This window comes from Rhodococcus sp. DMF-1 (assembly GCF_021441945.1).
Classification (GTDB): Bacteria; Actinomycetota; Actinomycetes; order Mycobacteriales; family Mycobacteriaceae; genus Rhodococcus; species Rhodococcus ruber.
In genome coordinates, this window is the sequence record NZ_CP090444.1 from 31995 (window position 1) to 54089 (window position 22095).

The window sequence follows — 22095 nt, forward strand, 5'->3', positions numbered from 1 at the left end:
GGGAGGCAGTCGTGGCGATGATCTGCAGTAGCCGTCAGTTCACTCACAGTGCGGCGGGGGTGATGGGTCTGTCGATGCATGCGTTGCCGCGGCAGGTGGCGGTGGTTCAGTCCGATTCCGGTGGCGACGGTGAGCTGAAGTACCCCGACGATCAGGGCCGGGTCCTGGTAGACCAGGAGCTGCACTGGGCCAACACCTATCCGTGCCCGGTGCGGGTGCTGCCGGTCATCAAGCGACGGTCCAGGTTGCTGCACACCACAGGATCGGTGCTGCTTGTGGTCCGTGAGCGTGTGACATGGTTCGTCGGCCAGGACCGAGAGCAACGGGTGCAGGCTGCTGATCCGGATCCGACGGCGGTGTTCGACTCGGAGTGGGGTGGCGGTGACACCGTCGGGTCGGCGGCGACCGGCTCGGCGGTGCCGCGGACGTATTCGTGGCTGCTCGACCCGGAGACGGTGCATCTGCTGCCGTTTGTCACGGTGCCGCAGGATCGGTCGATCTCTCTGCGGCTCCGCATCGCAGCATGGTTCCGACACTACGTTGCAGACAACGCCGAAGCCGACATCAACGAGGTGTGGGTGCGCGGCAACACCCTGTCCCTCCTGGCGTTCCCCGCCCCGGAGGAGACGACGTGAGTGCACCTATCGGTGGCACCCCGGTGAAGGTGCGGGGTCTGATCTCGCTGGCATGGTTGCAGCGTGGCGACACGACCACCATCGTGTGGGACGCCACGGCTGTCGAGCTGGTCAACGCCGGCTACCTGGAGATCCTCGAAGTCCTTCCCGTCGATCCGGGGAGCCGGCCCCGACGGTCGCACAGTTGCAGGCTGCCGTCGTCGCGGCCGAGCAGGCCCGCGACGAGGCGGTAGCGGCTCGGGATCAAGTCGTCGTCGACCAGACAGCTCTCGCCGATGCCGTCGCCGATGCGGAGGACGCGCGCGACGCGGCACTCGGGCACGCCGGGACCGCGCAGACCGCGGCGGGTGAGGCGCAAACGTGGGCGGCGGCAGCCGAAGCCGTCGTCATCGACCAGATCCCCAACGCCTCGGCGTCGACGAAGGGCGGTCTCCGCCTGACCGGGGACCTCGGCGGCACGTGGGATGCCCCCACCGTCCCCGGTCTGACCGGGAAGCAGTCCACGTCCGAACGCAATCAGCCGAACGGATACGCCGGCCTCGACGGATCCGGCCTGGTGCCGGCGGTGCTGCTGCCGTCGTACGTCGACGATGTGCTCGAGCACGCCAACCTCGCCGGGTTTCCGGCGACGGGCAGTGTGGGAAAGATCTACGTCGCGTTGGACACCGGCCGCATCTACCGGTGGTCCGGCTCCGCGTACGTCGAGATCAGTGCCTCCCCGGGCTCGACCGATGCGGTGCCCGAGGGCTCGGCCAACCTGTACTTCACCGATGCGCGCGCCCAGGCGGCGACCGCGGCGGCGATCGCCGCGAAGTACACCAAACCCGCCGGCGGCATCCCGGCTGCTGACTTGGCGGCGGCGGTGCAGACCTCCTCGGCAAGGCCGACACCGCGATCCAGCCCGGCAGCCAGCCGTACGACGTGACATTCGTGGCGCAGTCCGGCACCCGCAAGACCGGCGCCGGCGACGTCCCACTCGGGCTCAAGATCAAACGGCCGACCGGGGTGGTGTTCTCGGAGGTGACGTTCCGCTGCGAGACCGCGGATGCTTCCGGCAACCTCGTGGTCGAGGTCCGCAAGAACGGCTCCGCCACCGGCATGCCCGCCGCGACGATCGCCGCGGCCAGCCAGGTCGCCGGCGTCACCGTCACCGGGCCGTGGTCCTTCGCCGACGGTGACGTCCTGACCGTGCACGTCACCGGTGTCGGCACCACACCGGGCAAGGGCCTGGTCGCGGACTTCGAAGGACTGGCCTGATGCCGCACCTGTTCGTCCGCGGCGGCTCCGCACTGTCGGCGATGAAGGCGCAGCGCATCACCACACAGAACCTCGCCGCCGCGAGCGTGTACGAGAAGATCGTCGGTCTGGCCGCGGTCACCGGTACGCATCCGGAGACGGTGCTCGTCGACGACGAGTTCGAGGCCAATGGCAGCGGCTCGTGGCAGCTGGACGTGGCGATCACCCACAGCACCACTTCCTCCGGGACCGGGGTGCGGTTGCTGCGCAAGCCTGTCGGCGGCAGCTATTCGGTGCTGCAGACGTGGTCGATATCCGGGACGTTCCACACCGGTGTGTCCGGGTCGATCACCGTGCCGGTCGAACGTGGGGATCTGGTGCGCGTGGAGGCGATGCACGCCAACAGCTTCACGCGGGACATCACGAGTACCGTGCTGACCGCGACGCTCGTCTGAGGTCAGCGGCCGGTGTAGAGCAACAGAGTGCCGAGCAGGAGCACGATCGTGGTCACCGTCAGTAGAACGGCCGCACTGCGGGTCGATCCGGTATCCCCGAACAGCGGCTCGTGCTCACTCCACTTCCATCGCGACATGCGCTCAGTGTCCTCCGAATCGGACCTTTCGGACCAGCGTATTTCTGCTCAACTGAGAGGGACGCGCGGGCGGTGCTTCCCGGGCCGCGTGGCTCCACCGCCCGCGCCGCCGCGAACCCTACCTCCAATCGAACACATGTGCGAGAGTATTGAGCATGGGACCGTCAATCGAGCGTGCCCCGACGCGCTGCCCGAACGGGCACTGGCTCGGCCCTCGCACCGTCCTCGTGGGATGGGTGCCGTGCGACTGCACCCCCGGCGCGGGCGGCCACCGGGTCTACACCTGCCGCTCGTGCGACGTCACCATCGGACGCCCACCGCACGTCGGTCCTCCGCGGCCCGGCGTGCAGTGGGCGACTCTGCCGCCCTAGCCGAAGGCTCATCCGTAAGCGGTCACCGAAGCGGCACTTCGACCCCACCGGAGAACATCGAGTCGTGCAGTTCCAGGTGGGAGGGAACGGCGCCGCTGAGGACGTAGGTGAATGTCCCGGAAGCGGACTGCCCGGGGTTCAATGTCGCCAGGAAGAGCTCCGACCCGAGGTTGCCCTCCGGCTCGAATTTTCGGCCCTGAGTGTCGTATAGGTACTGCGCCGAAGTATTCATGAACTGCGGTTCGTCACCGATGTTCCGGACCGTGATGTGCGCCGTGGTTCCGTCCCAGGAGTTCACGACGAACTCGAACTTTCCGTCGCGGTACGGCCGCCCGATCCCTGCCGGTGCTGCCGGAGTCCGTGCAGTTGCAGCGGCAGTCGGGCTGGGGGCAGATGCCGGCGGGGTCGCCTGGAGCGGGGCGGGGGCCGCGGTCGTGGTCCTGGGGGCGGCTGCCGTTCTCGTGGTCGTTCGTGATGACGAGGATGACTCGTCGTCGCCGGCGTTCTGGATGAGGGTGACGAGGATGCCGAGGCCGGCGAGCCCGAGGACGATCCACAGTGGGATATAGGACTTCTTCGACGGGCGGGAAGGCGGAGGTGGAGGCGGAGGCGCCAAGACGCCTCTCGGTCGGGACTGTGGTCCCCACTGGGTGCCATCCCACCACCTCTCCATGTGGGGATTCTGGGGGTCCGAGTACCAGCCGGCCGGTGGGTTCATTCCTGTCCGTTCTCACGCATCTGTTTGGGAGAGGGTCGAACGGACTGCCCGGATTGTTACAGCGTGACCCTTGTTCACAGACAGCTGAGTGCACACGAAGTTCGGTCCGATTCAGCAGTCCTCGGGGTACTCGTCGATCGACGCGATGAACGCCCACTGCTCCTGCGGAGACAACGATGACCACTCCGGATCGTCGATCATCATGTTCCTGAGTTCACGAAGGGCGTCGCGGTCGAAGCACATCTCGTCGGCGAGTTCGTCCACCCACGAGTGCAGGGACGGGTCGGGTTCCGAAGTGGGTGTCCCCGCGGTGCCGCTGCAGGCTGCGAGCATGGCGGCGAGCGCGACGGTTCCCAGCGCGCGTCTGATCACGGCTGGATCGTACGGCCATCTCCGGCACCCCGGCCTCGTACGGTCGCGAATGACTCGGGACATCAGGGGAGGGAACACCGATGGCGCCACGGTACTGGCCACTGGCCCGGGGCCACATCATCACGTCGGGCTATGGACCGCGCTGGGGCACCTGGCACCGCGGTGTGGACTTCGGTTGGCCCGGCGGATCGGCCGGCCAGCCGGTGTACGCAGTGCAGGCCGGCACCGTCGTCTCGGTCGGATGGGACCCGTCGCCGGGCGGGTTCGGCCACTACCTCGACATCGACTCCGACGACTCGCAAGGCGCGAACCTGTGGGTATACGGCCACATCGTTCCCGAGGTGCAGCGCGGGCAGCAGGTTACGGCGGGGCAGCGCATCGCCCACGTCAACGGTGACCGGTCCACGAACGGAGGTGTCGACCCGCACTGCCACGTCGAGGTCCACAACCGCGTCCGCCAGCCGTTCGGCCCCGGTCGAATGGACCCGATGCCGTTCCTGCAGGGCGCGGCCTACCCGGCCGAGGCGTCCGCACCCACACCGGAGGTTCCTGTGTCCCGCGTGCTGTATGGCATCGACGTGTCGAACCACCAGCGTGAGTTCGACTTCGCTGCGGCCAAGCGGGAAGGGTTCGTGTTCGCCACCCACAAGGTCACCGAGGGTGGCGGCTATCGCGACCCGTTCTGGCCGCGTGCCCGCGAGCAGATGCGCGAGCACTTCGCGGGTCTGTTCGGCGGGTACGTGTTCTGTCGGCGCGGCAGCCACCCCGAACGGGAGGCCGACACGCTGCTGCAGCATCTCGGCGATTCGTCGATCCCGATCCAGCTGGACTACGAGGACACGATCGGCGGCGGCTCGCTCGAGGACATGTGGGCGCGGATCCACGCGATCCAGGTCCGCGGTATGCGGGTGTTCTCGGTGTACCTGCCGCGCTGGTTCTGGCGCGACCGCATGGGCTCACCGAACCTGGCCGGGATCCCGGCGCTGTGGAACTCGCACTACGTGAGCGGCAAGGGCTACGCCTCGACGCTGTACGAGACCGCGCCCGGCACCATCACCGCCGGGTGGGCCGGCTTCCATCCCGGCGGTCCGCCGGTGCAGATCCTGCAGTTCTCCGAGACCGCCCGGGTAACCGGGCAGCTGATCGACGTGAACGCGTTCCGCGGCACGATCACCGAACTCCGCGCACTGTTCGCGGGCGACACAGGGGTTTCCTCATGGCACTGTCCGATGCCGAGCAGCGGCAGCTGTTCGAGGCTGTGTAAGCCGCGGCCGTCGCTGGTCGAGCCGGAGTTCCTCGGCGGCCAGCCGCCGGCCGAACTCGACTCCGCCACCTTCGCGCGCACCGCGGACTACCAGGCGTTCCACGCCGCCCGGCAGGCCGAACGGGCCGCGGGCCTGGTCGAGAAGCTGACCGAGCGGATCGCCCAGCTCGAGCAGCGCCTGGCGAACGGAGGCAAGTGATGCTGCAGAAGATCCACACGTCCTGGCCGACGATCCGGCAGGTCATCTACTCCGTCGCCGCCGCGATCTTCGGCGGGCTGACGCTGCTCGGGGTGTTCACCGACGCCGACGTGACGACCTACCTCGGGCACACCGCCACCGTGCTCACCGGCATCGGCACCCTGGTATACATCCTCGCCGGTCTCTACACCCCGAACCCGAAGGGCGCACAGCCCCCGACGATCCGTGACGGCACCGACACGCCGGTCGACTACCGGACCGCGTCAGTGGCACACCCGGGGCCTGGTGCCGTCGTCACCGAGACGCTCCGTGTCGCCACGGAGCGGGCACAGCAGCTCGCCCCCAGTGTCGGGCAGTTGCGCGCGGAGTTGGAGCGCCGCATTTCGGGGCGCGGGTAGCCCCGGCGATGCCGTATCGGATCGTGCGCGTCGTCGCGCGGCGGCTCAACGGGCGGCGGGGCCGGTTCCTGCTCGTGCATGCGGTGGTGTTCGCGGCGATCGGGTACAGCTACCTGATCGCCCCGGCGACCTCGACGAGGAAGGGCGCCTTCGCGTGGCTGCTCGACGCGCTGCCGCTGCAGGTGCTGGGCTGGCCGTGGCTGATCGCTGCGGTGGTCGCGGTGGTGTCGGCGGCGTCGTACGATCCGCCCCGCTCGGACCGGGCCGGGTTCGTCGCGATCACCTCGGTGCCGCTGCTGTGGGGGATGCTGTTCGGGTTCGCGTGGGTGGCCGGGTTCTCGCCGACGGCGTGGATCAGCGCGGTGACCTACATCGGGTATGCGCTGATCGTGATGGTGGTGGCGTCGTGGCCGAACCCGATCGACGTCGAGGTGATCCCGACGCCACCGCCTCCTCCGCCCTCGGGTGGTGAACGGTGACCGCGGCCTCGACGATGTGGGGGAGCGTCGGTGTCATCGTCGCAGCGTTGCTGACCTACCTGGGGGTGCGGTTCTCGTCCCGTTCGTCGGAGAAGGCGGCGCAGCACACCGTGCAGGCGGACGCCTACACGAAGGCGTTGACGATCTGGGAGACGAGCGTGGCTCAGTTGACGAAGGACGTGCAGCGGTTGTCTGCGGATCTGGAGACGGCGCGGCGGGATCTGGATGCGGCGCGTGCGGAGATCCGGGGATTGGTGGACAACCGTCAGACGTGGGAGCGGCGTGAGGCTCTGCTCGAGGCGCGGGTGCGGCGCCTCGAGCAGGAGCTGCTTGCGCACGGGGTGACGCCGCCGCCGTGGGAGCAGGCGACCGGGGCCTGACCGTTCTGCTGCATTTCTGCTGCACGTTCGGGTGGGGCTCTGCTCCTGTCGTCGTGTTCCGGCTGGTGAAGCGTGGTGCCCCCACCAGGGCTCGAACCTGGGACCTGCGGATTAAAAGGGCGATCGGCCGCTGTCACAGTGTGTGAGCGGCTGCCCCGATCGGGCACCTGACCAGCCGACCGACCCCGGGTGTGGGAGGGGCGCTGTGAGCGGCTGTCACAGCCTGTGACAGTCACTGTGCTGCACGTCGTGCTGCACGCGCCGGGCCGTCGCCGAGCACCGCACGTACGGCATCCCACTGTGAGTTCGCCAGGTGCGAGTACCGCTGGGTGGTGAGCACCGACTGGTGGCCGAGCAGGTCTTTGACTGCGAGGATCGGGACGCCGGCCTGGACGAGCCGCGACGCGTAGGTGTGGCGAAGATCATGCAGTCGGGCGGCGGTGATCTCTTCCCGGCCGTCGGCGGCGAGCCGGGCGTTGGCGTGGGTGAAGGCTCGTTCCCACCGGGCGCGGAGCTTGGCGCCGTCGAGGGGTTGTTGCCGCGGCGGCCGCGGAGCACGAGCCCGGTGCGGGCGGTGACCTTCGGGTCGTAGGGCACGTCGGCGGGGGTGCCGGGCCCGCGCGCGGTGAGCTCGTCCTGCAGCATCTTCGCCAGCCGCTGGGAGATGGGGACGGTGCGTTGCTGCCACGACTTGGGTGGCTTCATGGTCCGGCCGACCGAGTCCCAGGAGCGGGCGACGCGGACGGTGCGGGCGAGCAGGTCGACCGATTCCCAGTGCAGTCCGAGGGCTTCGCCGAGGCGTAGGCCCGTGCCGACGAGCAGTTCGACGACGAGGACGTCGGGCGGGTCGAGCTCGTAGAGCAGCTCGGCGAGCTCGGCGTCGGTGAGGAACCGGTCGAGGTGTTGGCCCTGTTTCGGCAGCTTCACTCCGGTGGCGGGGGAGGTGGTGAGCAGTCGGGCGTGCACGGCGGCGCGCAGTGACGAGGACAGCAGGTGGAAGCACTTGGTCACGGTCGAGGGGGACAGGCCGGTGTCCTCGAGTTCGCGGAGCCAGGTCTGGATCTGGTGGGCGGTGATGTCGCGGAGTCGGGTGTTCTCCCATCGGGGTCGGACGTGCTTGGCGAGGCGGAGTTGGTCGCGGGCGAGGGTGCCGGGGGCGACGCGGCGGGCGGTGAGCCAGCGTGGTTCCCAGTCGCCCCAGGTGAGTCGGGCGGCTTCGGCGGAGGTGGGGGACAGTTGTTCGGACTGCTCCTTGGTGGCCGCGGCGTTCATCGCGTCCTTCTTGCGATCGAACGTGCCGGCGGAGCGGATGCGGCCGGCGGCGTCGCGGTACATGCCTTGGTAGCGGCCGGAGGGCAGTTGCCTGGTCCATGCCATCGGGTGGGGTCCTAGTTCTCGAGTGCCTTGTTCAGTCGTGTGCGTTCGTCGGGGGTGAGGCCGCGCAGGCGGGCTTGGACCATGGGCATGTCGACCCAGAGTTCTTCGGACAGCTCCCACAGGTCGGTGGTCCAGCGCATGGCGGCGATGAGGGCGTCGAGGGTGATCAGGCGGCGGGCCGCGAGTTGTTCGACGGTGCGTTCTTCGCGGGGGCCGAACCAGGGGTGTTCTTCCTGGCCGGGGTGGATGCCACGGTCGAGGTGTTCGAGTTCGTGGGCGAGGGTGGAGCGCCGGCCTTTTTGGTCGAGTCCGCGGTGGAGCCAGATGTGGTTCCCGCGGGTGAGTCCTGCTGTGCCGGGTGGGAGTTCGTGGCGGCAGGTGACCTTGATGTGTGGCAAGGATCGCAGGCGTCGCCAGGGGTGGTATTTGGTCATAGCGGGCATTCGAACACATATTCGAACAGAGGGAAAGATTATCCATCACACTGTCCTTCGGCGTGTCGCCGCGCTTCGGCGTGCCGCGGCGCCCACATGAACCGGCGCGGCCCGTGCTCGGCCGCCTCCCACGCCTCGTAGAGCGCGACCTCACGCGCCCATTCGCGGCGGCGGCGGCACAGCCAGGTCGCGGTGGACATGTGCCACGTCGGCATCGAGGCGCCCGACAGCCCGGACGAGGAGACGAGTCCGGCGATCACCGTCTCGAGGAGGTCGAGTGCCTCGCCGAGTCGGTGCGTTCGAATCAGGTGTTCGATGTGCGGCCGCAGGTGTGTGTAGTGGCGGCCGCCGAAGTGCAGGGCAGCGTCAGCTGCGCGGGCCCTGTCGTCGATCCCATCCCAATGCGTCCACACGCATCACCCCTCGAGGTCAGTAGGAGAACTCCCAGCCACCGTCGGCGGCGAGGTCGGCGTTGACGGTGTCGGGCCGGAAGATGAGGACACCGCCGGCGTCCTGGACGACGAGCCCGACGACGGACCGGTAGCGCGAGGACGGGGACAGCTCGTTCGGCGGGTCGTCGCCGCAGTCGAGGCTGATGCCCTGCACGTCGGTGTCGGTGACGCCGTCGCGGGTGACGGCCTGCCACTCGTCACCGGTGAACGGCAGCGTCAGCGAGGACCGGTCGAAGTCGGCGGTGGTTTCGATTTCGAGGTGCACGAGTACCGAGTCGCCGTCGCCGGAGCCGAACGGCAGGATCTCGCAGCCGGGGTTCGTCTCGATGTCGGTGACGGTGAAGGCGAGGGCGCAGCGCGATCCGGTGCACAGCGTCTCATAGCGTTGGCCGACGATGGCCTGGTGGTTGCCGCGCGCGGTCATGCCGCCGCGGGCGGGCGAGGTTGCCGGGGCGTCGGGGGCGGTGCCGACGGGGTAGGCGCGGCCGGTGATCTCGGAGCCGCATCCGGTGGCGAGCGCCAGGGCGAGGACGGTGCCGCAGACGGCAGGCAGCGCGGAGCTACGCATCCTGGTTGTGGTCTCCGTCGGCGGGGCGCGGGTTCTGGTGCTCGGTGGGGAGCGTGCGTGCCGCGGCAGGCAGACCGGTGATGGGCGGATGATCAAGATCATTACCTTGATTCGCAGGTTTCAAGGCCCGGACCTTGTCGACATTCTTGGGGTCGGGGGCGGCGCGTAGTCGGGTGGTGACCAGCTCGATCAGCTGGTCGTTGCTGATCTCGGCGGCGCTCTGGCGGAGCTCGATGGGGGTGCCGGCCTCCGTCTTGTCGAGGTAGCCGGCGGCGATGAGGGCTTCGACGGGGTTGCGGCGGAAGTGGCGCGCGACGGCGATGACGCTGTCGGCGGAGGGGATGGTCTTGCCGAGCTTCCAGCGGGAGACGGTGGCCGGGTCGACGCGCGCGGCCTTGGCGATCTCCACCTGGGAGGCGCGTTTGCTCACCCGGTTGACGTACTCCCACCAGCTCTCGGACATGGGCAGCACTCTATAGGCGTCTACGCAATGGCTAGACGGTCGACAGTCGGGTTGCGTGCGCGCAATCGAACGCAGCTACGAATCCTGCCGGTGTGTTTTCGCAGGTCGAACCGGACAAACAGGCACCCTGCTATGTGCGTTATGAAATCGTGACCTTCCCTGATTGCATGCACGCCATTGCGTGCGTACAGTTCCGGACATGCCCGCAATCACGCAGGTAAGACCACACAGACGAAGGGAGGGAGCGATGAACGCGACCCTCACCCTGAAGGCCGAGGGCCTCGCGAAAATCCGGCGCTGGTCCGGCATCGCCACCGACAGCGAGCTCGCCGCCCGCATCGGTGTCGACCCCGCCACCGTCCACCGCGTCCTCACCGGCAAGTCCGCGCCCGGCCCCAAGTTCATCGCCGGCCTGCTCGCCGAATTCGGCACTGACGCCTTCCAAGACCTCTTCGAAGTCGCCCCCGACGACCACCCCCACCCGGCTGCCTGACCCCATCCGGCACCGGAAACGACAAGTGCCCGCCGCGACTGGACCTCGCGACGGGCAAGCCACCACCGATCTGGAGAAGCAGTGACCACCACAGACCCTACCGACCGGCGCACCCGCCGCGTACTCGTCACGGTCACCGAGACCCGCGAGCGCATCGCCCCGGTCGACATCGACGACACCGAGTACCGCACCTGGCTCGACGGTGACGACGACACCCCGCCGCCGCCTGCGAATTCCTCGAAGCCGGCAGCGATCTCGACGACATCATCGACGGCGTCGTCGCCGACGCCTTCCCCGTCACCGACATCGGTATCACCGACGTCACCTACCCGGAAAGCGAGTCCTGACCATGCACGTCCCGCGTTTCCGCCGCACCCGTCGCATCGCCCGGGCCGCACTGCTCGCCGTCGTCGCCGCCGCGATGCTCCTCCACCGCCGAGGCCCGGCCCGTCGTCGACCACTACGCCGGCAGCGCCGACCGCGGCCGCTGCATCCTCGCCTACACCCACGACCGCGGACACCTGTACGTCATCCGCGTCACGCGCCGCGGCGAGACCGTCGTGCGCACCGTCCGCCGGCTGCCGACGTCGTCGCCGTACACCCTCGTCGACACGATCGACCTCGGCCTGGTCCGCACGTGGACATGCGAGTACCCGCGATGACCACCACCGAGATGACCTCACCGTGGATGACCGTCAAGCAGGCTGCCGCCTACCTGGGCATGCACCCGAACACCGTGCTGCACCACCTCAAGGACACCAAGCAGCTGCGCGGCTACCAGCCCAGCGGCAAGGACGGGGTGTGGCGAATCCACCGCAGCGACGTCGACGAGTTCATCCGCACCCCGCCGCCGCGCCGACGCCGCCCCCACACCCGCAACCTCAGGAGCACCCGATGACCACACGCCCCAGCAGCTCGTACGTCAACAGCAGTGTCGATGTCGGGCGTATCGCGGTCACCGACTGCGTCGCCGAGCTCGGCGTCTACGCCGTCCATCTCGGTGCGTACGCGAGCGTGCACCTCACACCCGCCGACGCGGAAACCCTGCTCGCCCAACTGGTCGCCGCCGGCGTCACCGTCCCGGCCGCCACCGAGGCCGCAGCATGAGCGCGCCGATCGGACTCGACACCGCCGCCGCGCCGGTTCTCGACGCGACGGAGGGCATGGTGCGGTTCGACGTCACCGTCCACGCAGACGGCACCGTCCGCATCTCCGCCCACGTCGACGGCCACCACCCGAACGCCGAGAACACCGTCACAGGCAAGGGATTCGAGTTCTACACCGTGCTGGTCAAGCTCGAGTCGTTCGAGGAGCTCGACACCACCGACCGCGCCGGTCGGGTGCGGATCGCCGCCGACCGGTTCCTCGCCGCGTGGGCAGCCCTCGACAACCCGCAGGAGATGCAGAGGTGAGCAAGAACAACGGGCACTGGCCGACCCACGCGCGGAAGGCGAAGGGCCGCGATCAGCGCAAGAAGCTCGGCCCGCCCGCGGTGGTCAAGGCCGGCAACAACACCAACGGACGACGAAAGACGAAGTGGGGTGAGTGATGTGAACACCGCAATGAACGGGCGTCGCCTGGCGACGATTCAGGAGGCAGCCGACCTTCTTGCTGTCCATCCGTGCACCATCCACCGCCGAGTTTCCGACGGAACCCTCACGGAATACCGACTGGGGCCGCGGGTCGTGCGTATCGATCTCGACGAGCTTGAAGCGTCCATGGGTGCTGTGGGCGACAACTCCGATCGAAAGGCCGGTGACAACACCATGACCGAGTACGACGTCATGACGCGGCTGCTCGTCCAGGCCGCGGTGATGAAGGAACTCCGCGCGGCCGTCGACGAGACCCGCGCCGCCGCCGCCGACGAACTCGAGCCCGGCGACAAGAAGGCACCACGACTCGGAGGCGCCAAGATTGGCACCGTCTCCCTCTCCGACCCGGACCCCGAACCGGTCATCGTGAACATCCGAGAGCTCGACGAGTGGATCGAACAGCGCCGCCCCGACCTGGGCCCCGCCGGGGATGGGCTGCCGCTGGTGGACCCGAGCCGCATCGCCGAGGTGGTCGAGATCCTCTCCCGGTACGCGCCGTACCTGCTGCTGCCCGCGACGGAGACGGGGATCCCGGAGTGGGCGCGGTCCCAGGCCGTGCGCGACGCCGTCACCGACGGTGAGGTTCCGCCCGGTGTGGAGTTGCGCGCGAAGCTCCCGGTGCTGTCGGTGCGGCCGAACGCCGATGCGACGATCGTGGCCCGCCGTGTGCTGGCCTCGTCGCAGCTGCTCGAGCTCGAAGCGGGTGAGCCGCGATGAGCGCGCTGCAGTTCGCTCCGGCGACGAAGGAAGCATCCAAGGCCCGCATCGCGCTGTGTGGTCCGTCCGGGTCCGGCAAGACGTACACCGCGCTGGCCCTGGCGACCGCACTATCGGATCGGGTGGCGGTGATCGACACCGAACGCGGCTCGGCCTCGAAGTACGTGGGGCTCAACGGCTGGGCGTTCGACACCGTCAAGCCCGACCGGTTCAGCCCGCTCTCGCTCGTCGAACTGCTCGGCCTCGCGGCCGGCGGAGGCTACGGCGTCGTGGTGGTGGACTCGCTGTCGCACTACTGGATGGGCGCCGAAGGCATGCTCGAACAGGTCGACCGACGCGCCCGCGGCGGCAACTCGTTCTCCGGATGGAAGGAAGCCCGCCCGGACGAGCGCAAGATGATCGACGCGCTGCTGGCGTACCCCGGGCACGTGATCGTCACCATGCGGTCGAAGACCGAGTACGTGGTCGTCGAGAACGAGAAGGGCAAGAAGGAGCCCCGGAAGATCGGATTGAAGCCCGATCAGCGTGACGGCGTGGAGTACGAGTTCGACGTGATCGGTGAGCTGGACGTGCAGAACACCCTGCACATCACCAAGTCCCGCATCCACACGCTGACCAACGCGGTGATTCCCCTCCCGGGCGAGGATCTCGCTCGGCAGATCGACGAGTGGTTGTCGGACGGTGTGCAGGTTCCGACCGCTACCGAGTACCGCGCCCGCGCGCTGGGGCTTTCGGGTGACCGTGACGGTCTGCTCGTCCTGTTCAAGGAGGTCGACGGGCACAAGATGCTCGGCGCTCCGACGACCGACGCCGACGGCCGGCCCACGGTGCTGGGCGACCTCATCAGGACCCTCGGCTCGGCGGCCGCGGCCGGGCCTGCGCAGGCAGCGTCGTGAACGACAGTGAGCCGACGTTCGCGTGCTGCGTGATCGTCGGTATGGAACCGATCGCCACCCACCCGACCTGCGGGCACATGTGGCTCATTCAACTCGCCAACGGCTACACCCAGGTCGCGTTCGGACACGAGATCCGGATCGCTCTCTGACTTCGGTGGCGGCGTGTGTGGGGTTGCCGCGCCGCCACCGAATCCCCACCTTCATTCCTCCGTCCAGACAAGGACCCTTCCATGAAGCTGCCCATTTTCGAGGAGACCCGCCGCCGCGTACCGGCCGCGCTGATCTTCGACGACACCCTCACCCCGGCCGACCAGGCCGAACACCTGGAGACGACGGTCGAGCTCGACCACCTGCCGACCACCGCCGAGTTGGTGCGTCTCGCGGAGGAGTCCGCAGACGAACCGCAGTGCACCGACGACGGCGACTGGTACGCCCTGCTGCTGATCGGGCTGCCGTTCTCGCTCGTGCTCGGCCTGATCCTGTGGGCCCTGGTGGTGAGCACGTCATGAGCGCCCCGGAACCGATCGATCCGATGCGTGACCCGTGCGAGGCGTGGGATCCGGTCAGCCGGACACGACCCACCCCGGCGGTGGTGCCGGCCCCGGCCCCGGGGTTCGGTCCGTGGGAGCCCGTCGACGAGCGGGCATTCCACCGGGCGTGGCGTGACGACACCGAGTGGCTGCTGATCACCCACGGCTCCGGCGGTGAGGAGACCACCACGTACTACGTGGCGCGGCGGATCCGGAGCGGACGATGACCGCGCCTGTGTCGGACATGTCGTGGTCGGAGGCGCTGGACCAGTTCGCTGCGTCGATCCCGGCGAAGCCGCCGCTTCAGCGTGACCCGAGGCTGTGGCAGCTGTTGGCTCGGGACCGGGCCGAGGCCCCGCATCACAGTGTCGCGCTGGGGCGGCCGCACCGGAAGGACGTAGCGATCGTCGACGACGGGTGTGCGGTGTGCGGCAAGGAGATGCGTCCGCACCACACGAGGCTCGCGGACTACCCGCACACCGTGCAGCGCGGCGCCGCCGGCAAGTGCATGTCCTGCTACCAGCAGACCCGACGGAAGAACCAGCGCCGCCTCAGAGAGGAGTGCAGCATGACCGACACAACGTACACCGACCTCGATGTCGACGACGAGCTCGACGACCTGGACGACGACCTGGACCGGGAGTTCGACGGGGAGCGCTGGCCGATCGTCTGCACGAGGCCGCGATCGACCGGGCTATGGGGGTGTGGTGATGGCCGGCATCGGAGCGTTGCTGGCTCGGCACCGCGAACTGTTCCCCCGTATCAACCGGCCGGACTGCCCCGACGAGCTGCGCGCCGAATTCCAGTCGGTGTGCGTGCAGCTGTGGGACGCCGGCCACGTGTTCCCGCCGGGGCCGGGTGACGAGCCCGAGGACTACCGAACCGATCCGACCATCGACCACATCTGGAGAACCCGATGACCCACGAGATGACTCTCGCCGAGTACAAGGCCCGGGTCGACGCCAAGTACGCGGCCGTCCGAAAGCACCAGGAGCAGTACGCGCGTGAGCAGAAGGCGCGTCGACGTAAGGATCACTGGCTGTTGGTCGGTCCGAACGGGGAGATCGACGGCGTGATGACGAAACGGTTCTGCGGGTCGGCTGCGCAGGCATTCGAGGAGTTCTTCCCGAAGAAGCGCGATCGGCACCGGGCGTCGGCTGAGGGTTGGCACATCGAGGAGGACGACGCGGAGGGCAGCCGGTGGGCGGCGGCCTGCGAGGAGCACCGGCAGATGGAGGAGGCCAACCGTGGCTGACTTCTCCGATCTGCTCGACGCGGAGATCCTGCGCGAGCGACGCCGAATCACCGGCGGGCCGCGCCGCTACCAAAGGCACCGGGCCGGTGCCGGCGGTGCCACACACCGTTCCGTCCGAAAGGCACCACGATCGCCGAGCATCCCGGCACGTTGGTCCACGCCGGTCGTGGCTACTGCTCCACGCACCTCGCCGAGGCATACCTGAGGGAGACCCGATGACGCTCATCCCCGTCACGATCCGCACTATCCGGCACGGCAAGTTCACTGTCACTGGTGAACAGGTCACGCCGAACTTCGCGCTCACACCCATCGCCTCGGTCCACGACGACGGAACTCCGGCTCTGCGCGGCGGACTCAATCTCACTCACATCCACACCGGCCTGACCGTCTGCAACGACAGCTGGATCGACATGCGCAAGGCTGCCGCCGAGCTCGAGGAACTGCCCATCGACTGGGCCGCCCTCACCAAGCCCACACCGGAACAGGCCAAGCTGGTCCGGGAAACCTACATGCGCCTCCTCACCGACACTTCGGATACCGGCTGGCCGTGGCCGAAGTGGGCCGGCGACGAATCCACCCCCGCGACCTCCACCCTCGCTCAGCGGCTCGACGCCGCCCTCAGTCACAGCGAGATCCGCGACAGCAGCAAATCTCTCGTCGACGAGGTCAGCAAGCTCGACAAGGACCTCGGCAGGAGACTCGACACCGAACTGCTGTGGCGCGACTGCGGGATGAACGTCGACGGCTACAGCGCGATCTACCTGCTCGCGGTGCTGCAGCGCATCGACCCGGCCGCCGCCGACCGCGCCGCCGGGAACCTCGTGCGCGACTGCGACGCCGGCGACTCCTTCGGCGAGTGGGTTTACCAGTGGCGGCAGGAACTTGCCGACGGTCGGCCGCTCACGCTGCATGGCTTCCCTGCCCGGATCGAGTTGGACGGTGACCAGTGAGCAGCTGTGACTGCGGGGACTGCCGGGCATGCCTGCGCGCCATGGGATTCACTCCCCAGCCTGTGCAGCGACCTGTGGAGTTGTCCGAATCCACCCGAGCGATCCTCGCCCGGCTCGACGCCCCCACGCCCGCTGACGGCGCGACCCGGCCGCAGCGAAGCAGGCCCCGCCCGCGCGCGGCATCGCGGCCGCGGGACTACTGCCGCGCCGGCCTGCACAAGCTCGAAGGCGACAACATCCGCATCACCCGCCGATCCAACGGTGGCACAGCCCGCGAGTGCCGGGCATGCCTGCGGGACCGCAAACGCGCCCAGCGCAAAGCGAACCCCGCCTCGCTCATCCCGCCGGACCCGGTGCCGTGCCGCGGATGCGGCGGCATGATCGGACCCCGCATCTTCGGCTACTCCGGATGGGTGCTGTCCGGCGCCGACGGACTGTGCGAAGTCTGCTACGACCGGCCACGGCTGCAGAAGTACCTCGCCGAGTACCGCCGGTGGGATCAGGAGACGCGCCGGAAGAAGTCGTCGTCGGCGACCAGGGCCCGGTACCTGCTGCAGCGGATCCTCGTCGACGGCCGCGCCTTCCACCCGGACCCGGACCTGACCCACGGCACCGGCCACACCTACGGCAAGTTCGGGTGCCGCTGTACGTCGTGCTCGAAGTGGAAGTCCGACGACAACAAGGCCCGCCGCGAACGCGACAAGACCGATCGGAGCACGGCCGCATGACCAGGCGATATCGATCGATGCGATCGACCAGCACGACCTGATCCCGCACTGCTGCGCGCCCGACCTGTGGCATGCAGGTCGGGCGCGTGCATGCATGCACCCCACTCGCGTACAACTTCCGCAAGACATTGCGCAGCAGAGACTGCGCGCCGCAACACACTTCACCGATGAAGGGGTCCCGATGATCGACCACAAGACCCGCGCCCTCGACGCCGTCGCCGCACAGCGCCGCCAAGAGCAGACCATCCGCCGCAACCGCATCCACGTCATGCGCGCCGCCCTCGAAGCCGGAGCCACCCGCACCGAAGTCGGCGCCGCCCTGGGCCTGTCCGAATCCGGTGTGCGCATGGCCCTCGCGAAGGCCGAGCAGGCCGACGCCACCCGCACTGCGGCAGGTGCGGCGTGACCGACCTCGACACCACCACCACGAACAGCGAGCTTCGGGACCGGGCCCTGGAGATCCTCGACGTCCTGCGCCAGCGCCAGGAAACGAACCGGCTGCACCGCGTGCACTACATGCAGCTCGCCCGGCAGTACGGCTGCACCAACCAGCAGATCGGCGATGCCCTCGGCGTGTCCGAAGCCGCGGTCCGCGCCATGCTCAAGCGCGCCGGCGGTGACGCGTAATCATGACCACAACGAAGTACAAGAAGGGCCGGATCCCCAGCGCAGTGCGCCGCGAGGTGTGCCGCCGCTACGGCGCAGCACCGGGAACCACAGTCCCCGCACAGTGCGCGTACTGCAGCGCCTCGGGCGCCATCGCCTGGCACCTGAACAGCCCGTCGTGGCCCGTGGTCGACGGACTTGAATTCGACCACGTCACAGCCGAGTACAAGGGCGGCACGTCCACCGCCAGCAATCTCGTCCTCGCCTGCAGGTCGTGCAACCGGTCGAAGGGGTGCAAGTGAGAATCCGCAGCATCAAGCCGGAGTTCTACCGCTCCGACGACATCGACGCCCTCGACTGGGAATCCCGGTTCCTGTTCATCGCCCTGTGGTCGTACGTCGACGACAACGGCGTCGGACTCGACAAGCTCGCCAGCATCGCCGCCGACCTGTTCGCCGGAGACCTCGAGCGAGACCCTCAGGAGACATTCGCGAGAGTCTCGCGAGGGTTGCAGACCCTTTCCGAAGCCGGCCGAATCACCCGCTACACCGTCGACGGCAAGGCCTACCTCCACATCACCAACTGGGAGAAGCACCAGCGCATCGACAAACCCAACAAGGCCCGCTACCCCTCCCGACCAGCGACAACGCTGAGATTGGCGAGACTGTCGCGAAACCCTCGCGACAGTCTCGCGAGACCCCAGCGCCTGGAACAGGGGAACAGGGGAACAGGGGAACAGAGAAAGCCGTGCGCCGGCTTCGCCGGACGCGGCCGCACTGTTCGAACCCGATACCGCGATCGAACCGCCCGCCCCGAGCAAGCCGCAGGCGCTCGAGCAGGTCACCACCGACGCCGCCTACGTCCGCTGCGGCAAGGCGTTCAACTTCATCGCGGTCAGGCAGATCGTCAAGTGGGCCATTAACGAACGTGTCGCCGATCCGGACTCCGTCGAGGACACCGTCGTCGCGCTGTACGAGATGGGCAAGCCCATCACCAAGCAGACCGTCGGCCAGTACCTCGACGGCTACCTCCGCCGCCACGGCCCGGCCGCGCTCACCACCCGCCCCGACGCGCCCCGCGACGTCAAGACCGGGCTGCTGGTGGAGCGATGACCCACACCCTCACCGAGCACGAGCAGGACGTCGCCGACGTCGTCGACTGGGTGCACGCCACCCACCGCCCCGACGAGCACATGGTGTGCACCGCGTGCGGGCAGCAGTGGTGGGTCGACCCGAACACCGGCCTCGTCCAATGCCAGACCTACCTCGATGCCCGCATCGAAGCGAACTTCTCGATCATGCGCCGCGTCTGGCGCCTGCGCGCGAAGTGGAGAACCGCATGACCCTGACCGACACCTCCGCCGAGGCCACCGTCCTCGCCGCCGCCCTCGCCCAACCCGACCTCATCGGCCACATCACCGCCCTCGACCCCGGGGTGTTCTCCATCCCGATGCACCAGATGATCCACAGCGCCCTCCTGGCCTGCCACCAGGCCGGCGAGCCCCGCGACCACGCCACCGTCGCCCGCCGCGCCGCACAGGAAGCTGTCAACGACCTCCAGGCCCGCGCCGTCTCCAAGGCGATCGTCGACATGATGGGCCGCGGCCAGGACTACGCCGTCGGCTTCTACCTCGACCGCATCCGCAACCTGCACACCGCCCGGCAGGTCGCCGACGCCGGCCAACGCCTCATCGAAGCCGCCACCGAAGCCGCCCACCTCGAAGACACCGAACTTCTCGAAGCCTCCATCGGCCGCGCCCACGACGACCTCGCCGCCGTCCATACCACCACCGACGCCACCACCGCCGACCTCCCCATGAGCCTTGACGAGCTGCTCGGCAAGAAGTTCGAACACAACTGGCTCATCCCCGACCTGTTCGAACGCACCGACCGGCTCATCCTCACCGGCTTCGAAGGCACCGGAAAATCCATCCTCGTCGCGCAGATGGTCATGACCATCGCCGCCGGCCTGCACCCGTTCCTCGGCTCACCGATGACCGACCACAACCAGGTCCTCGTCATCGACGCCGAGAACAGCGAACGCCAAACCGGCCGCCGCTACCGCATGATCCGCGACCGCATCACCAACCTGTGCCGCAAACACCACGTCGACGTCCCCGACTGGTCCACCATGGTCCGCTTCGTCATCCGACCCGAAGGCATCGCCCTCAACGACCCCCGCATCGTCAAACGCATCGAACGCGCCATCGCCGCAACCCAACCCGTGTTCGTCGCCATGGGCCCGCTCTACCGCCTCCACAAACTCGACACCCGCGACGAACAGGCAGCGAAGGAACTGACCGACACCATCGACCGGCTCCGCGTGAAGTACGGCTTCGCCATCGTCTGCGAAGCCCACGTCGCCCACGGCCAAGCCGGCACCCAACGCCTGCTCCGACCCACCGGATCCTCCCTGTTCCTACGCTGGCCCGAATTCGGCCTCGGCCTCCGCCCCTCCACCGGCACCGAACAGGAACAGCACCCCTCCCAGGTGGACCTGACGACGTGGCGCGGCGGCCGCGAAGAACGCATGTTCCCCCGCTACCTCCACCACGGCTCCGCCGACACACACCTGCCGTGGATGAACGGCGACGAGTTCTACGAGCACCGCGCCCGACAGATGGGATACGCCCTGTGACCAGCCACATCGTCACCACCCCTGGACCAAGCCGCCGCTGAGCCTCAACGACCGGCACCACTGGCGCGCCAAGGCACGCATCACCGCCGACATCCGCCACACCACCGCGGTCCTCGCCAAACACTCCCGCGTGCCCACCGGCGCCGCGCACGCCACCGTCACCCTGCACTACCGGCCCCGCGACAACCGCCGCCGCGACGCCGACAACCTCCTCGCCACCGCCAAGGCCTGCTTCGACGGACTCATCGATCACGGCCTCGTCACCGACGACACCCCCGACCTGATGACCAAAGCCATGCCCGTCATCCATCCCGCCGTCCGCGGTGCCGCCGGCGAACTCTGGCTCGAAATCACCACCACCGAAGGAGCACAAGCATGAGCCAGCCCACTGCCCTCAACGCCCGCAGCGTGCTGGCCATGCTCGACAAGCACTACAACGCACCCAACCGACCGAAGAGCTGGCTGTTCGCTCCCGAGATCCAGGCACCGCACTCCGACCGGCGGGCAGACCTGATCGTCGCCCCACTGTCGAGCACAGCAGGGGAGAAGATCATCGGCCACGAGATCAAGGTCTCCCGCGCCGACGTCCTCGCCGAACTGGCGACGCCGATCAAGCACGACGACTGGGCCAAGTACTGCACGCAATGGTGGCTCGTCATCGCGGACCCCGCACTGATCGACGGCCTCGACATCCCCGCGCACTGGGGCGTCATGGCACCACCGTCCGGCCGACGCACACGCTCGATGACGATCCTGAAGCCAGCGCCCGAGCTGAACCCGCACAGTACCGAGGCGGCGTGGGCGAAGCTCGCCCGCTGGACCGCCTTCCGTGCCGAGGAGCGGGTCACCAAGCTGCAATCCGAAGCGCAGTACGACCAGCGGAAGATCGAAAGCCTCAAGCAGAACGTCCGCGAGCTCCGGGCGTCTGGTGCCGGTGGCCTGTCGCCTGCCTTGCGCCGAGCGCAGGAGATCGTCGACGAGGTCACGCAGCGGTGCAACGACGAGAGCATCTGGTTCCGGCACGAGCCGGGCCTGGTCGCCGACGCCGTCGTCGATGTGCTCGCCACCCGTGAGGCAGCGCAGACCCAACGCCGGGAGATCGAGAACATCGAGCACGCGCTACGCCCGAAGTTCAACGGGCTCGCCGACGACATCGCGAGGGCCAAACGTCTCGCCGCCGCTGTCAATCCACCGCTCGTCAATCAAGGAGGCCACCATGGGTAGCACCAGCCCGATGGACCCGGAAAACCTCGACGCGTCGGAGAAGGCGCGTCGGGCGTTGGCGTTGCGGCGCGACGGGAAGTACTGGTCGGAGATCGCGGCGGAGCTCGGGTATGCGGATGCGTCGGGGGCGTACCGGGCGGCGAAGCGGCTGCTGGATCGGACGGAGTTCGAGTCGGTCGAGGAGTACCGAGCAGTCGAGTCCGATCGCCTGGACGAAGCGCACCGCATCCAACTGCAGCATCTGGCGCAGTTCCGTCCGTCGCAGTCCGGCGTCGGACTGTCCGCGGTGGCGTCGGCGGTGGGTGCGATCGTGCGGATCTCCGAGCGGCGGTCGAAGCTGCTCGGTTTGGATGCGCCGACGAAGGTCGACGTCGGCTCGACGAGCATCGATCTGGACGGCACGGTCGCGGCGATCATGTCCGCGCTGCAGGCCGACGCCGGCGCGGATGCCGACGACGGTACCGGGGAGGGCGCGTGAGCCTCCTCGACGCCGCCGAGCTCGGTGGGAGCCGGACGAGCAGATGATCGA

41 protein-coding genes and 3 pseudogenes are annotated in these 22095 nt (G+C 68.5%); 34 read left to right on the forward strand and 10 right to left on the reverse strand.

The genetic code is table 11. The features are described from left to right. Window positions 1–17: 17 nt before the first annotated feature. From LZP97_RS26935 to LZP97_RS26955, 5 genes are read left to right on the forward strand one after another with little or no spacing between them, the layout of a single operon-like run. Window positions 18–635, forward strand: a complete 618-nt coding sequence (locus LZP97_RS26935) for a DUF7172 family protein (RefSeq protein ID WP_152693005.1) — start codon at window positions 18–20, stop codon at window positions 633–635. Further along, the gene (locus tag LZP97_RS26940; protein ID WP_234574932.1) at window positions 632–868 is read left to right on the forward strand and encodes a hypothetical protein; all 237 of its coding nucleotides are present in this window, start codon (window positions 632–634) and stop codon (window positions 866–868) included. Before LZP97_RS26935 ends, LZP97_RS26940 begins: the two co-directional genes overlap by 4 nt. Continuing rightward, window positions 820–1560, forward strand: coding sequence for a hypothetical protein (locus LZP97_RS26945; protein WP_234575311.1), 741 nt, complete (start codon window positions 820–822; stop codon window positions 1558–1560). The genes LZP97_RS26940 and LZP97_RS26945 overlap by 49 nt, the downstream gene beginning before the upstream one ends. Next, entirely contained in the window at window positions 1557–1892 is a 336-nt protein-coding gene (locus LZP97_RS26950) for a hypothetical protein (RefSeq protein WP_234575312.1), read from the forward strand. The genes LZP97_RS26945 and LZP97_RS26950 overlap by 4 nt, the downstream gene beginning before the upstream one ends. Next, on the forward strand, window positions 1892–2326 hold the full coding sequence (locus LZP97_RS26955) for a hypothetical protein (RefSeq protein WP_048772407.1): 435 nt from the start codon (window positions 1892–1894) through the stop codon (window positions 2324–2326). The genes LZP97_RS26950 and LZP97_RS26955 overlap by 1 nt, the downstream gene beginning before the upstream one ends. 2 nt (window positions 2327–2328) lie before the next feature. On the opposite strand, the gene LZP97_RS27340 is transcribed toward LZP97_RS26955, so the two are convergent. The 4 genes and pseudogenes from LZP97_RS27340 to LZP97_RS26965 form a co-directional block, all read right to left on the reverse strand. Then, window positions 2329–2463 carry a hypothetical protein gene (locus tag LZP97_RS27340; RefSeq protein ID WP_267966277.1) on the reverse strand — a complete coding sequence of 45 codons (135 nt, stop codon included), beginning with the start codon at window positions 2461–2463 and terminating at the stop codon, window positions 2329–2331. Window positions 2464–2856: 393 nt separating this feature from the next. Continuing rightward, window positions 2857–3132 carry a DUF4352 domain-containing protein gene (locus LZP97_RS26960; RefSeq protein WP_234574934.1) on the reverse strand — a complete coding sequence of 92 codons (276 nt, stop codon included), beginning with the start codon at window positions 3130–3132 and terminating at the stop codon, window positions 2857–2859. 321 nt (window positions 3133–3453) lie between these two features. Next, window positions 3454–3552: pseudogene (locus LZP97_RS27570) on the reverse strand (DUF2510 domain-containing protein); the annotation flags it as partial. Between the two features lie 111 nt (window positions 3553–3663). Further along, window positions 3664–3924, reverse strand: a complete 261-nt coding sequence (locus LZP97_RS26965) for a hypothetical protein (RefSeq protein ID WP_048772405.1) — start codon at window positions 3922–3924, stop codon at window positions 3664–3666. An 80-nt stretch (window positions 3925–4004) separates the two neighbouring features. On the opposite strand from LZP97_RS26965, the gene LZP97_RS26970 reads away from it, so the two are divergent. From LZP97_RS26970 to LZP97_RS26985, 4 genes are read left to right on the forward strand one after another with little or no spacing between them, the layout of a single operon-like run. Then, window positions 4005–5387: a peptidoglycan DD-metalloendopeptidase family protein gene (locus LZP97_RS26970; RefSeq protein WP_234575261.1), complete on the forward strand. Its 1383-nt coding sequence runs from the start codon at window positions 4005–4007 to the stop codon at window positions 5385–5387. Further along, on the forward strand, window positions 5387–5785 hold the full coding sequence (locus tag LZP97_RS26975; RefSeq protein ID WP_048772402.1) for a hypothetical protein: 399 nt from the start codon (window positions 5387–5389) through the stop codon (window positions 5783–5785). The genes LZP97_RS26970 and LZP97_RS26975 overlap by 1 nt, the downstream gene beginning before the upstream one ends. Before the next feature lie 8 nt (window positions 5786–5793). Further along, on the forward strand, window positions 5794–6264 hold the full coding sequence (locus LZP97_RS26980; protein WP_048772400.1) for a hypothetical protein: 471 nt from the start codon (window positions 5794–5796) through the stop codon (window positions 6262–6264). Then, on the forward strand, window positions 6261–6644 hold the full coding sequence (locus LZP97_RS26985; RefSeq protein WP_048772397.1) for a hypothetical protein: 384 nt from the start codon (window positions 6261–6263) through the stop codon (window positions 6642–6644). Before LZP97_RS26980 ends, LZP97_RS26985 begins: the two co-directional genes overlap by 4 nt. A gap of 232 nt (window positions 6645–6876) precedes the next feature. Here the strand turns inward: LZP97_RS26985 and LZP97_RS27345 are convergent, their stop codons facing one another. From LZP97_RS27345 to LZP97_RS27010, 6 genes and pseudogenes are all read right to left on the reverse strand, one after another. Further along, the gene (locus LZP97_RS27345) at window positions 6877–7332 is read right to left on the reverse strand and encodes a tyrosine-type recombinase/integrase (RefSeq protein WP_267966437.1); all 456 of its coding nucleotides are present in this window, start codon (window positions 7330–7332) and stop codon (window positions 6877–6879) included. After that, window positions 7275–8021: pseudogene (locus LZP97_RS27350) on the reverse strand (site-specific integrase); the annotation flags it as partial. The gene LZP97_RS27345 and the pseudogene LZP97_RS27350, both read right to left, overlap by 58 nt. An 11-nt stretch (window positions 8022–8032) precedes the next feature. Next, the gene (locus LZP97_RS26995) at window positions 8033–8455 is read right to left on the reverse strand and encodes an ImmA/IrrE family metallo-endopeptidase (RefSeq protein WP_048772566.1); all 423 of its coding nucleotides are present in this window, start codon (window positions 8453–8455) and stop codon (window positions 8033–8035) included. Window positions 8456–8493: 38 nt separating this feature from the next. After that, a complete protein-coding gene (locus LZP97_RS27000; protein ID WP_048772563.1) occupies window positions 8494–8868 on the reverse strand; it encodes a hypothetical protein in 375 nt (124 codons plus the stop codon). A gap of 16 nt (window positions 8869–8884) precedes the next feature. Beyond that, the gene (locus tag LZP97_RS27005; protein WP_048772560.1) at window positions 8885–9475 is read right to left on the reverse strand and encodes a hypothetical protein; all 591 of its coding nucleotides are present in this window, start codon (window positions 9473–9475) and stop codon (window positions 8885–8887) included. Continuing rightward, a complete protein-coding gene (locus LZP97_RS27010) occupies window positions 9468–9938 on the reverse strand; it encodes a helix-turn-helix domain-containing protein (protein WP_152693016.1) in 471 nt (156 codons plus the stop codon). Before LZP97_RS27010 ends, LZP97_RS27005 begins: the two co-directional genes overlap by 8 nt. A 247-nt stretch (window positions 9939–10185) precedes the next feature. Between LZP97_RS27010 and LZP97_RS27015 the strand changes: the two genes are divergently transcribed. The 25 genes and pseudogenes from LZP97_RS27015 to LZP97_RS27130 all read left to right on the forward strand — a co-directional run bounded on the left by LZP97_RS27015 (window position 10186) and on the right by LZP97_RS27130 (window position 22044). Continuing rightward, on the forward strand, window positions 10186–10431 hold the full coding sequence (locus LZP97_RS27015; RefSeq protein WP_048772554.1) for a helix-turn-helix domain-containing protein: 246 nt from the start codon (window positions 10186–10188) through the stop codon (window positions 10429–10431). Between the two features lie 658 nt (window positions 10432–11089). Then, the gene (locus tag LZP97_RS27020) at window positions 11090–11329 is read left to right on the forward strand and encodes a helix-turn-helix domain-containing protein (RefSeq protein ID WP_234574929.1); all 240 of its coding nucleotides are present in this window, start codon (window positions 11090–11092) and stop codon (window positions 11327–11329) included. After that, window positions 11326–11538 carry a hypothetical protein gene (locus tag LZP97_RS27025; RefSeq protein ID WP_048772546.1) on the forward strand — a complete coding sequence of 71 codons (213 nt, stop codon included), beginning with the start codon at window positions 11326–11328 and terminating at the stop codon, window positions 11536–11538. The genes LZP97_RS27020 and LZP97_RS27025 overlap by 4 nt, the downstream gene beginning before the upstream one ends. Next, on the forward strand, window positions 11535–11843 hold the full coding sequence (locus LZP97_RS27030) for a hypothetical protein (RefSeq protein ID WP_048772544.1): 309 nt from the start codon (window positions 11535–11537) through the stop codon (window positions 11841–11843). Before LZP97_RS27025 ends, LZP97_RS27030 begins: the two co-directional genes overlap by 4 nt. Continuing rightward, window positions 11840–11980: a hypothetical protein gene (locus LZP97_RS27035; protein ID WP_161800548.1), complete on the forward strand. Its 141-nt coding sequence runs from the start codon at window positions 11840–11842 to the stop codon at window positions 11978–11980. The genes LZP97_RS27030 and LZP97_RS27035 overlap by 4 nt, the downstream gene beginning before the upstream one ends. A 13-nt stretch (window positions 11981–11993) precedes the next feature. Next, window positions 11994–12134 (forward strand): annotated as a pseudogene (locus tag LZP97_RS27040) (excisionase family DNA-binding protein); the annotation flags it as partial. Between the two features lie 63 nt (window positions 12135–12197). Further along, on the forward strand, window positions 12198–12740 hold the full coding sequence (locus LZP97_RS27045; protein ID WP_234575105.1) for a hypothetical protein: 543 nt from the start codon (window positions 12198–12200) through the stop codon (window positions 12738–12740). Then, window positions 12737–13636 carry an ATP-binding protein gene (locus tag LZP97_RS27050; protein ID WP_048772540.1) on the forward strand — a complete coding sequence of 300 codons (900 nt, stop codon included), beginning with the start codon at window positions 12737–12739 and terminating at the stop codon, window positions 13634–13636. The genes LZP97_RS27045 and LZP97_RS27050 overlap by 4 nt, the downstream gene beginning before the upstream one ends. Continuing rightward, window positions 13633–13785, forward strand: a complete 153-nt coding sequence (locus tag LZP97_RS27055; RefSeq protein ID WP_161800547.1) for a hypothetical protein — start codon at window positions 13633–13635, stop codon at window positions 13783–13785. The genes LZP97_RS27050 and LZP97_RS27055 overlap by 4 nt, the downstream gene beginning before the upstream one ends. Before the next feature lie 81 nt (window positions 13786–13866). Continuing rightward, entirely contained in the window at window positions 13867–14145 is a 279-nt protein-coding gene (locus LZP97_RS27060; protein WP_048772538.1) for a hypothetical protein, read from the forward strand. Next, a complete protein-coding gene (locus LZP97_RS27065; RefSeq protein WP_048772535.1) occupies window positions 14142–14393 on the forward strand; it encodes a hypothetical protein in 252 nt (83 codons plus the stop codon). Before LZP97_RS27060 ends, LZP97_RS27065 begins: the two co-directional genes overlap by 4 nt. A 483-nt stretch (window positions 14394–14876) precedes the next feature. Beyond that, the gene (locus tag LZP97_RS27070; protein WP_048772532.1) at window positions 14877–15086 is read left to right on the forward strand and encodes a hypothetical protein; all 210 of its coding nucleotides are present in this window, start codon (window positions 14877–14879) and stop codon (window positions 15084–15086) included. Further along, window positions 15083–15421, forward strand: coding sequence for a hypothetical protein (locus LZP97_RS27075; RefSeq protein ID WP_048772529.1), 339 nt, complete (start codon window positions 15083–15085; stop codon window positions 15419–15421). Before LZP97_RS27070 ends, LZP97_RS27075 begins: the two co-directional genes overlap by 4 nt. A gap of 215 nt (window positions 15422–15636) precedes the next feature. Further along, window positions 15637–16371: a hypothetical protein gene (locus LZP97_RS27080; RefSeq protein WP_048772524.1), complete on the forward strand. Its 735-nt coding sequence runs from the start codon at window positions 15637–15639 to the stop codon at window positions 16369–16371. Window positions 16372–16445: 74 nt separating this feature from the next. Continuing rightward, window positions 16446–17099 carry a hypothetical protein gene (locus LZP97_RS27085; RefSeq protein WP_048772521.1) on the forward strand — a complete coding sequence of 218 codons (654 nt, stop codon included), beginning with the start codon at window positions 16446–16448 and terminating at the stop codon, window positions 17097–17099. A 181-nt stretch (window positions 17100–17280) separates the two neighbouring features. Beyond that, window positions 17281–17505 carry a hypothetical protein gene (locus tag LZP97_RS27090; RefSeq protein ID WP_048772517.1) on the forward strand — a complete coding sequence of 75 codons (225 nt, stop codon included), beginning with the start codon at window positions 17281–17283 and terminating at the stop codon, window positions 17503–17505. Then, window positions 17502–17726 carry a sigma-70 family RNA polymerase sigma factor gene (locus LZP97_RS27095; protein WP_048772514.1) on the forward strand — a complete coding sequence of 75 codons (225 nt, stop codon included), beginning with the start codon at window positions 17502–17504 and terminating at the stop codon, window positions 17724–17726. Before LZP97_RS27090 ends, LZP97_RS27095 begins: the two co-directional genes overlap by 4 nt. A gap of 2 nt (window positions 17727–17728) precedes the next feature. Then, window positions 17729–18007 carry an HNH endonuclease gene (locus LZP97_RS27100; RefSeq protein WP_048772511.1) on the forward strand — a complete coding sequence of 93 codons (279 nt, stop codon included), beginning with the start codon at window positions 17729–17731 and terminating at the stop codon, window positions 18005–18007. Next, on the forward strand, window positions 18004–18627 hold the full coding sequence (locus LZP97_RS27105; RefSeq protein WP_234575263.1) for a hypothetical protein: 624 nt from the start codon (window positions 18004–18006) through the stop codon (window positions 18625–18627). The genes LZP97_RS27100 and LZP97_RS27105 overlap by 4 nt, the downstream gene beginning before the upstream one ends. Window positions 18628–18682: 55 nt before the next feature. After that, entirely contained in the window at window positions 18683–18817 is a 135-nt protein-coding gene (locus LZP97_RS27355) for a hypothetical protein (RefSeq protein WP_267966436.1), read from the forward strand. Then, entirely contained in the window at window positions 18814–19047 is a 234-nt protein-coding gene (locus LZP97_RS27110) for a hypothetical protein (RefSeq protein ID WP_048772509.1), read from the forward strand. The genes LZP97_RS27355 and LZP97_RS27110 overlap by 4 nt, the downstream gene beginning before the upstream one ends. Then, window positions 19044–20342 carry an AAA family ATPase gene (locus tag LZP97_RS27115; protein WP_161800544.1) on the forward strand — a complete coding sequence of 433 codons (1299 nt, stop codon included), beginning with the start codon at window positions 19044–19046 and terminating at the stop codon, window positions 20340–20342. Before LZP97_RS27110 ends, LZP97_RS27115 begins: the two co-directional genes overlap by 4 nt. Window positions 20343–20472: 130 nt before the next feature. Further along, window positions 20473–20721 (forward strand): hypothetical protein, encoded by a 249-nt coding sequence (locus LZP97_RS27120; RefSeq protein WP_234575264.1) that lies wholly within the window; start codon window positions 20473–20475, stop codon window positions 20719–20721. After that, entirely contained in the window at window positions 20718–21566 is an 849-nt protein-coding gene (locus LZP97_RS27125) for a hypothetical protein (RefSeq protein WP_048772499.1), read from the forward strand. Before LZP97_RS27120 ends, LZP97_RS27125 begins: the two co-directional genes overlap by 4 nt. Beyond that, window positions 21559–22044: a hypothetical protein gene (locus tag LZP97_RS27130; RefSeq protein ID WP_048772496.1), complete on the forward strand. Its 486-nt coding sequence runs from the start codon at window positions 21559–21561 to the stop codon at window positions 22042–22044. The genes LZP97_RS27125 and LZP97_RS27130 overlap by 8 nt, the downstream gene beginning before the upstream one ends. Window positions 22045–22095 lie beyond the last annotated feature (51 nt).

What these genes read in the sequence shown, in the direction of transcription:
- LZP97_RS26935 (WP_152693005.1), top strand. Translation starts at nt 18, where the DNA reads ATGATCTGCAGTAGCCGTCAGTTCACTCACAGTGCGGCGGGGGTGATG.
- LZP97_RS26955 (WP_048772407.1), top strand. Translation starts at nt 1,892, where the DNA reads ATGCCGCACCTGTTCGTCCGCGGCGGCTCCGCACTGTCGGCGATGAAG.
- LZP97_RS27340 (WP_267966277.1), bottom strand. Translation starts at nt 2,463, where the DNA reads ATGTCGCGATGGAAGTGGAGTGAGCACGAGCCGCTGTTCGGGGATACC.
- LZP97_RS26970 (WP_234575261.1), top strand. Translation starts at nt 4,005, where the DNA reads ATGGCGCCACGGTACTGGCCACTGGCCCGGGGCCACATCATCACGTCG.
- LZP97_RS26975 (WP_048772402.1), top strand. Translation starts at nt 5,387, where the DNA reads ATGCTGCAGAAGATCCACACGTCCTGGCCGACGATCCGGCAGGTCATC.
- LZP97_RS26980 (WP_048772400.1), top strand. Translation starts at nt 5,794, where the DNA reads ATGCCGTATCGGATCGTGCGCGTCGTCGCGCGGCGGCTCAACGGGCGG.
- LZP97_RS26995 (WP_048772566.1), bottom strand. Translation starts at nt 8,455, where the DNA reads ATGACCAAATACCACCCCTGGCGACGCCTGCGATCCTTGCCACACATC.
- LZP97_RS27005 (WP_048772560.1), bottom strand. Translation starts at nt 9,475, where the DNA reads ATGCGTAGCTCCGCGCTGCCTGCCGTCTGCGGCACCGTCCTCGCCCTG.
- LZP97_RS27010 (WP_152693016.1), bottom strand. Translation starts at nt 9,938, where the DNA reads ATGTCCGAGAGCTGGTGGGAGTACGTCAACCGGGTGAGCAAACGCGCC.
- LZP97_RS27015 (WP_048772554.1), top strand. Translation starts at nt 10,186, where the DNA reads ATGAACGCGACCCTCACCCTGAAGGCCGAGGGCCTCGCGAAAATCCGG.
- LZP97_RS27020 (WP_234574929.1), top strand. Translation starts at nt 11,090, where the DNA reads ATGACCACCACCGAGATGACCTCACCGTGGATGACCGTCAAGCAGGCT.
- LZP97_RS27025 (WP_048772546.1), top strand. Translation starts at nt 11,326, where the DNA reads ATGACCACACGCCCCAGCAGCTCGTACGTCAACAGCAGTGTCGATGTC.
- LZP97_RS27030 (WP_048772544.1), top strand. Translation starts at nt 11,535, where the DNA reads ATGAGCGCGCCGATCGGACTCGACACCGCCGCCGCGCCGGTTCTCGAC.
- LZP97_RS27045 (WP_234575105.1), top strand. Translation starts at nt 12,198, where the DNA reads ATGACCGAGTACGACGTCATGACGCGGCTGCTCGTCCAGGCCGCGGTG.
- LZP97_RS27050 (WP_048772540.1), top strand. Translation starts at nt 12,737, where the DNA reads ATGAGCGCGCTGCAGTTCGCTCCGGCGACGAAGGAAGCATCCAAGGCC.
- LZP97_RS27060 (WP_048772538.1), top strand. Translation starts at nt 13,867, where the DNA reads ATGAAGCTGCCCATTTTCGAGGAGACCCGCCGCCGCGTACCGGCCGCG.
- LZP97_RS27065 (WP_048772535.1), top strand. Translation starts at nt 14,142, where the DNA reads ATGAGCGCCCCGGAACCGATCGATCCGATGCGTGACCCGTGCGAGGCG.
- LZP97_RS27070 (WP_048772532.1), top strand. Translation starts at nt 14,877, where the DNA reads ATGGCCGGCATCGGAGCGTTGCTGGCTCGGCACCGCGAACTGTTCCCC.
- LZP97_RS27075 (WP_048772529.1), top strand. Translation starts at nt 15,083, where the DNA reads ATGACCCACGAGATGACTCTCGCCGAGTACAAGGCCCGGGTCGACGCC.
- LZP97_RS27080 (WP_048772524.1), top strand. Translation starts at nt 15,637, where the DNA reads ATGACGCTCATCCCCGTCACGATCCGCACTATCCGGCACGGCAAGTTC.
- LZP97_RS27090 (WP_048772517.1), top strand. Translation starts at nt 17,281, where the DNA reads ATGATCGACCACAAGACCCGCGCCCTCGACGCCGTCGCCGCACAGCGC.
- LZP97_RS27100 (WP_048772511.1), top strand. Translation starts at nt 17,729, where the DNA reads ATGACCACAACGAAGTACAAGAAGGGCCGGATCCCCAGCGCAGTGCGC.
- LZP97_RS27355 (WP_267966436.1), top strand. Translation starts at nt 18,683, where the DNA reads ATGGGCAAGCCCATCACCAAGCAGACCGTCGGCCAGTACCTCGACGGC.
- LZP97_RS27110 (WP_048772509.1), top strand. Translation starts at nt 18,814, where the DNA reads ATGACCCACACCCTCACCGAGCACGAGCAGGACGTCGCCGACGTCGTC.
- LZP97_RS27115 (WP_161800544.1), top strand. Translation starts at nt 19,044, where the DNA reads ATGACCCTGACCGACACCTCCGCCGAGGCCACCGTCCTCGCCGCCGCC.
- LZP97_RS27125 (WP_048772499.1), top strand. Translation starts at nt 20,718, where the DNA reads ATGAGCCAGCCCACTGCCCTCAACGCCCGCAGCGTGCTGGCCATGCTC.
- LZP97_RS27130 (WP_048772496.1), top strand. Translation starts at nt 21,559, where the DNA reads ATGGGTAGCACCAGCCCGATGGACCCGGAAAACCTCGACGCGTCGGAG.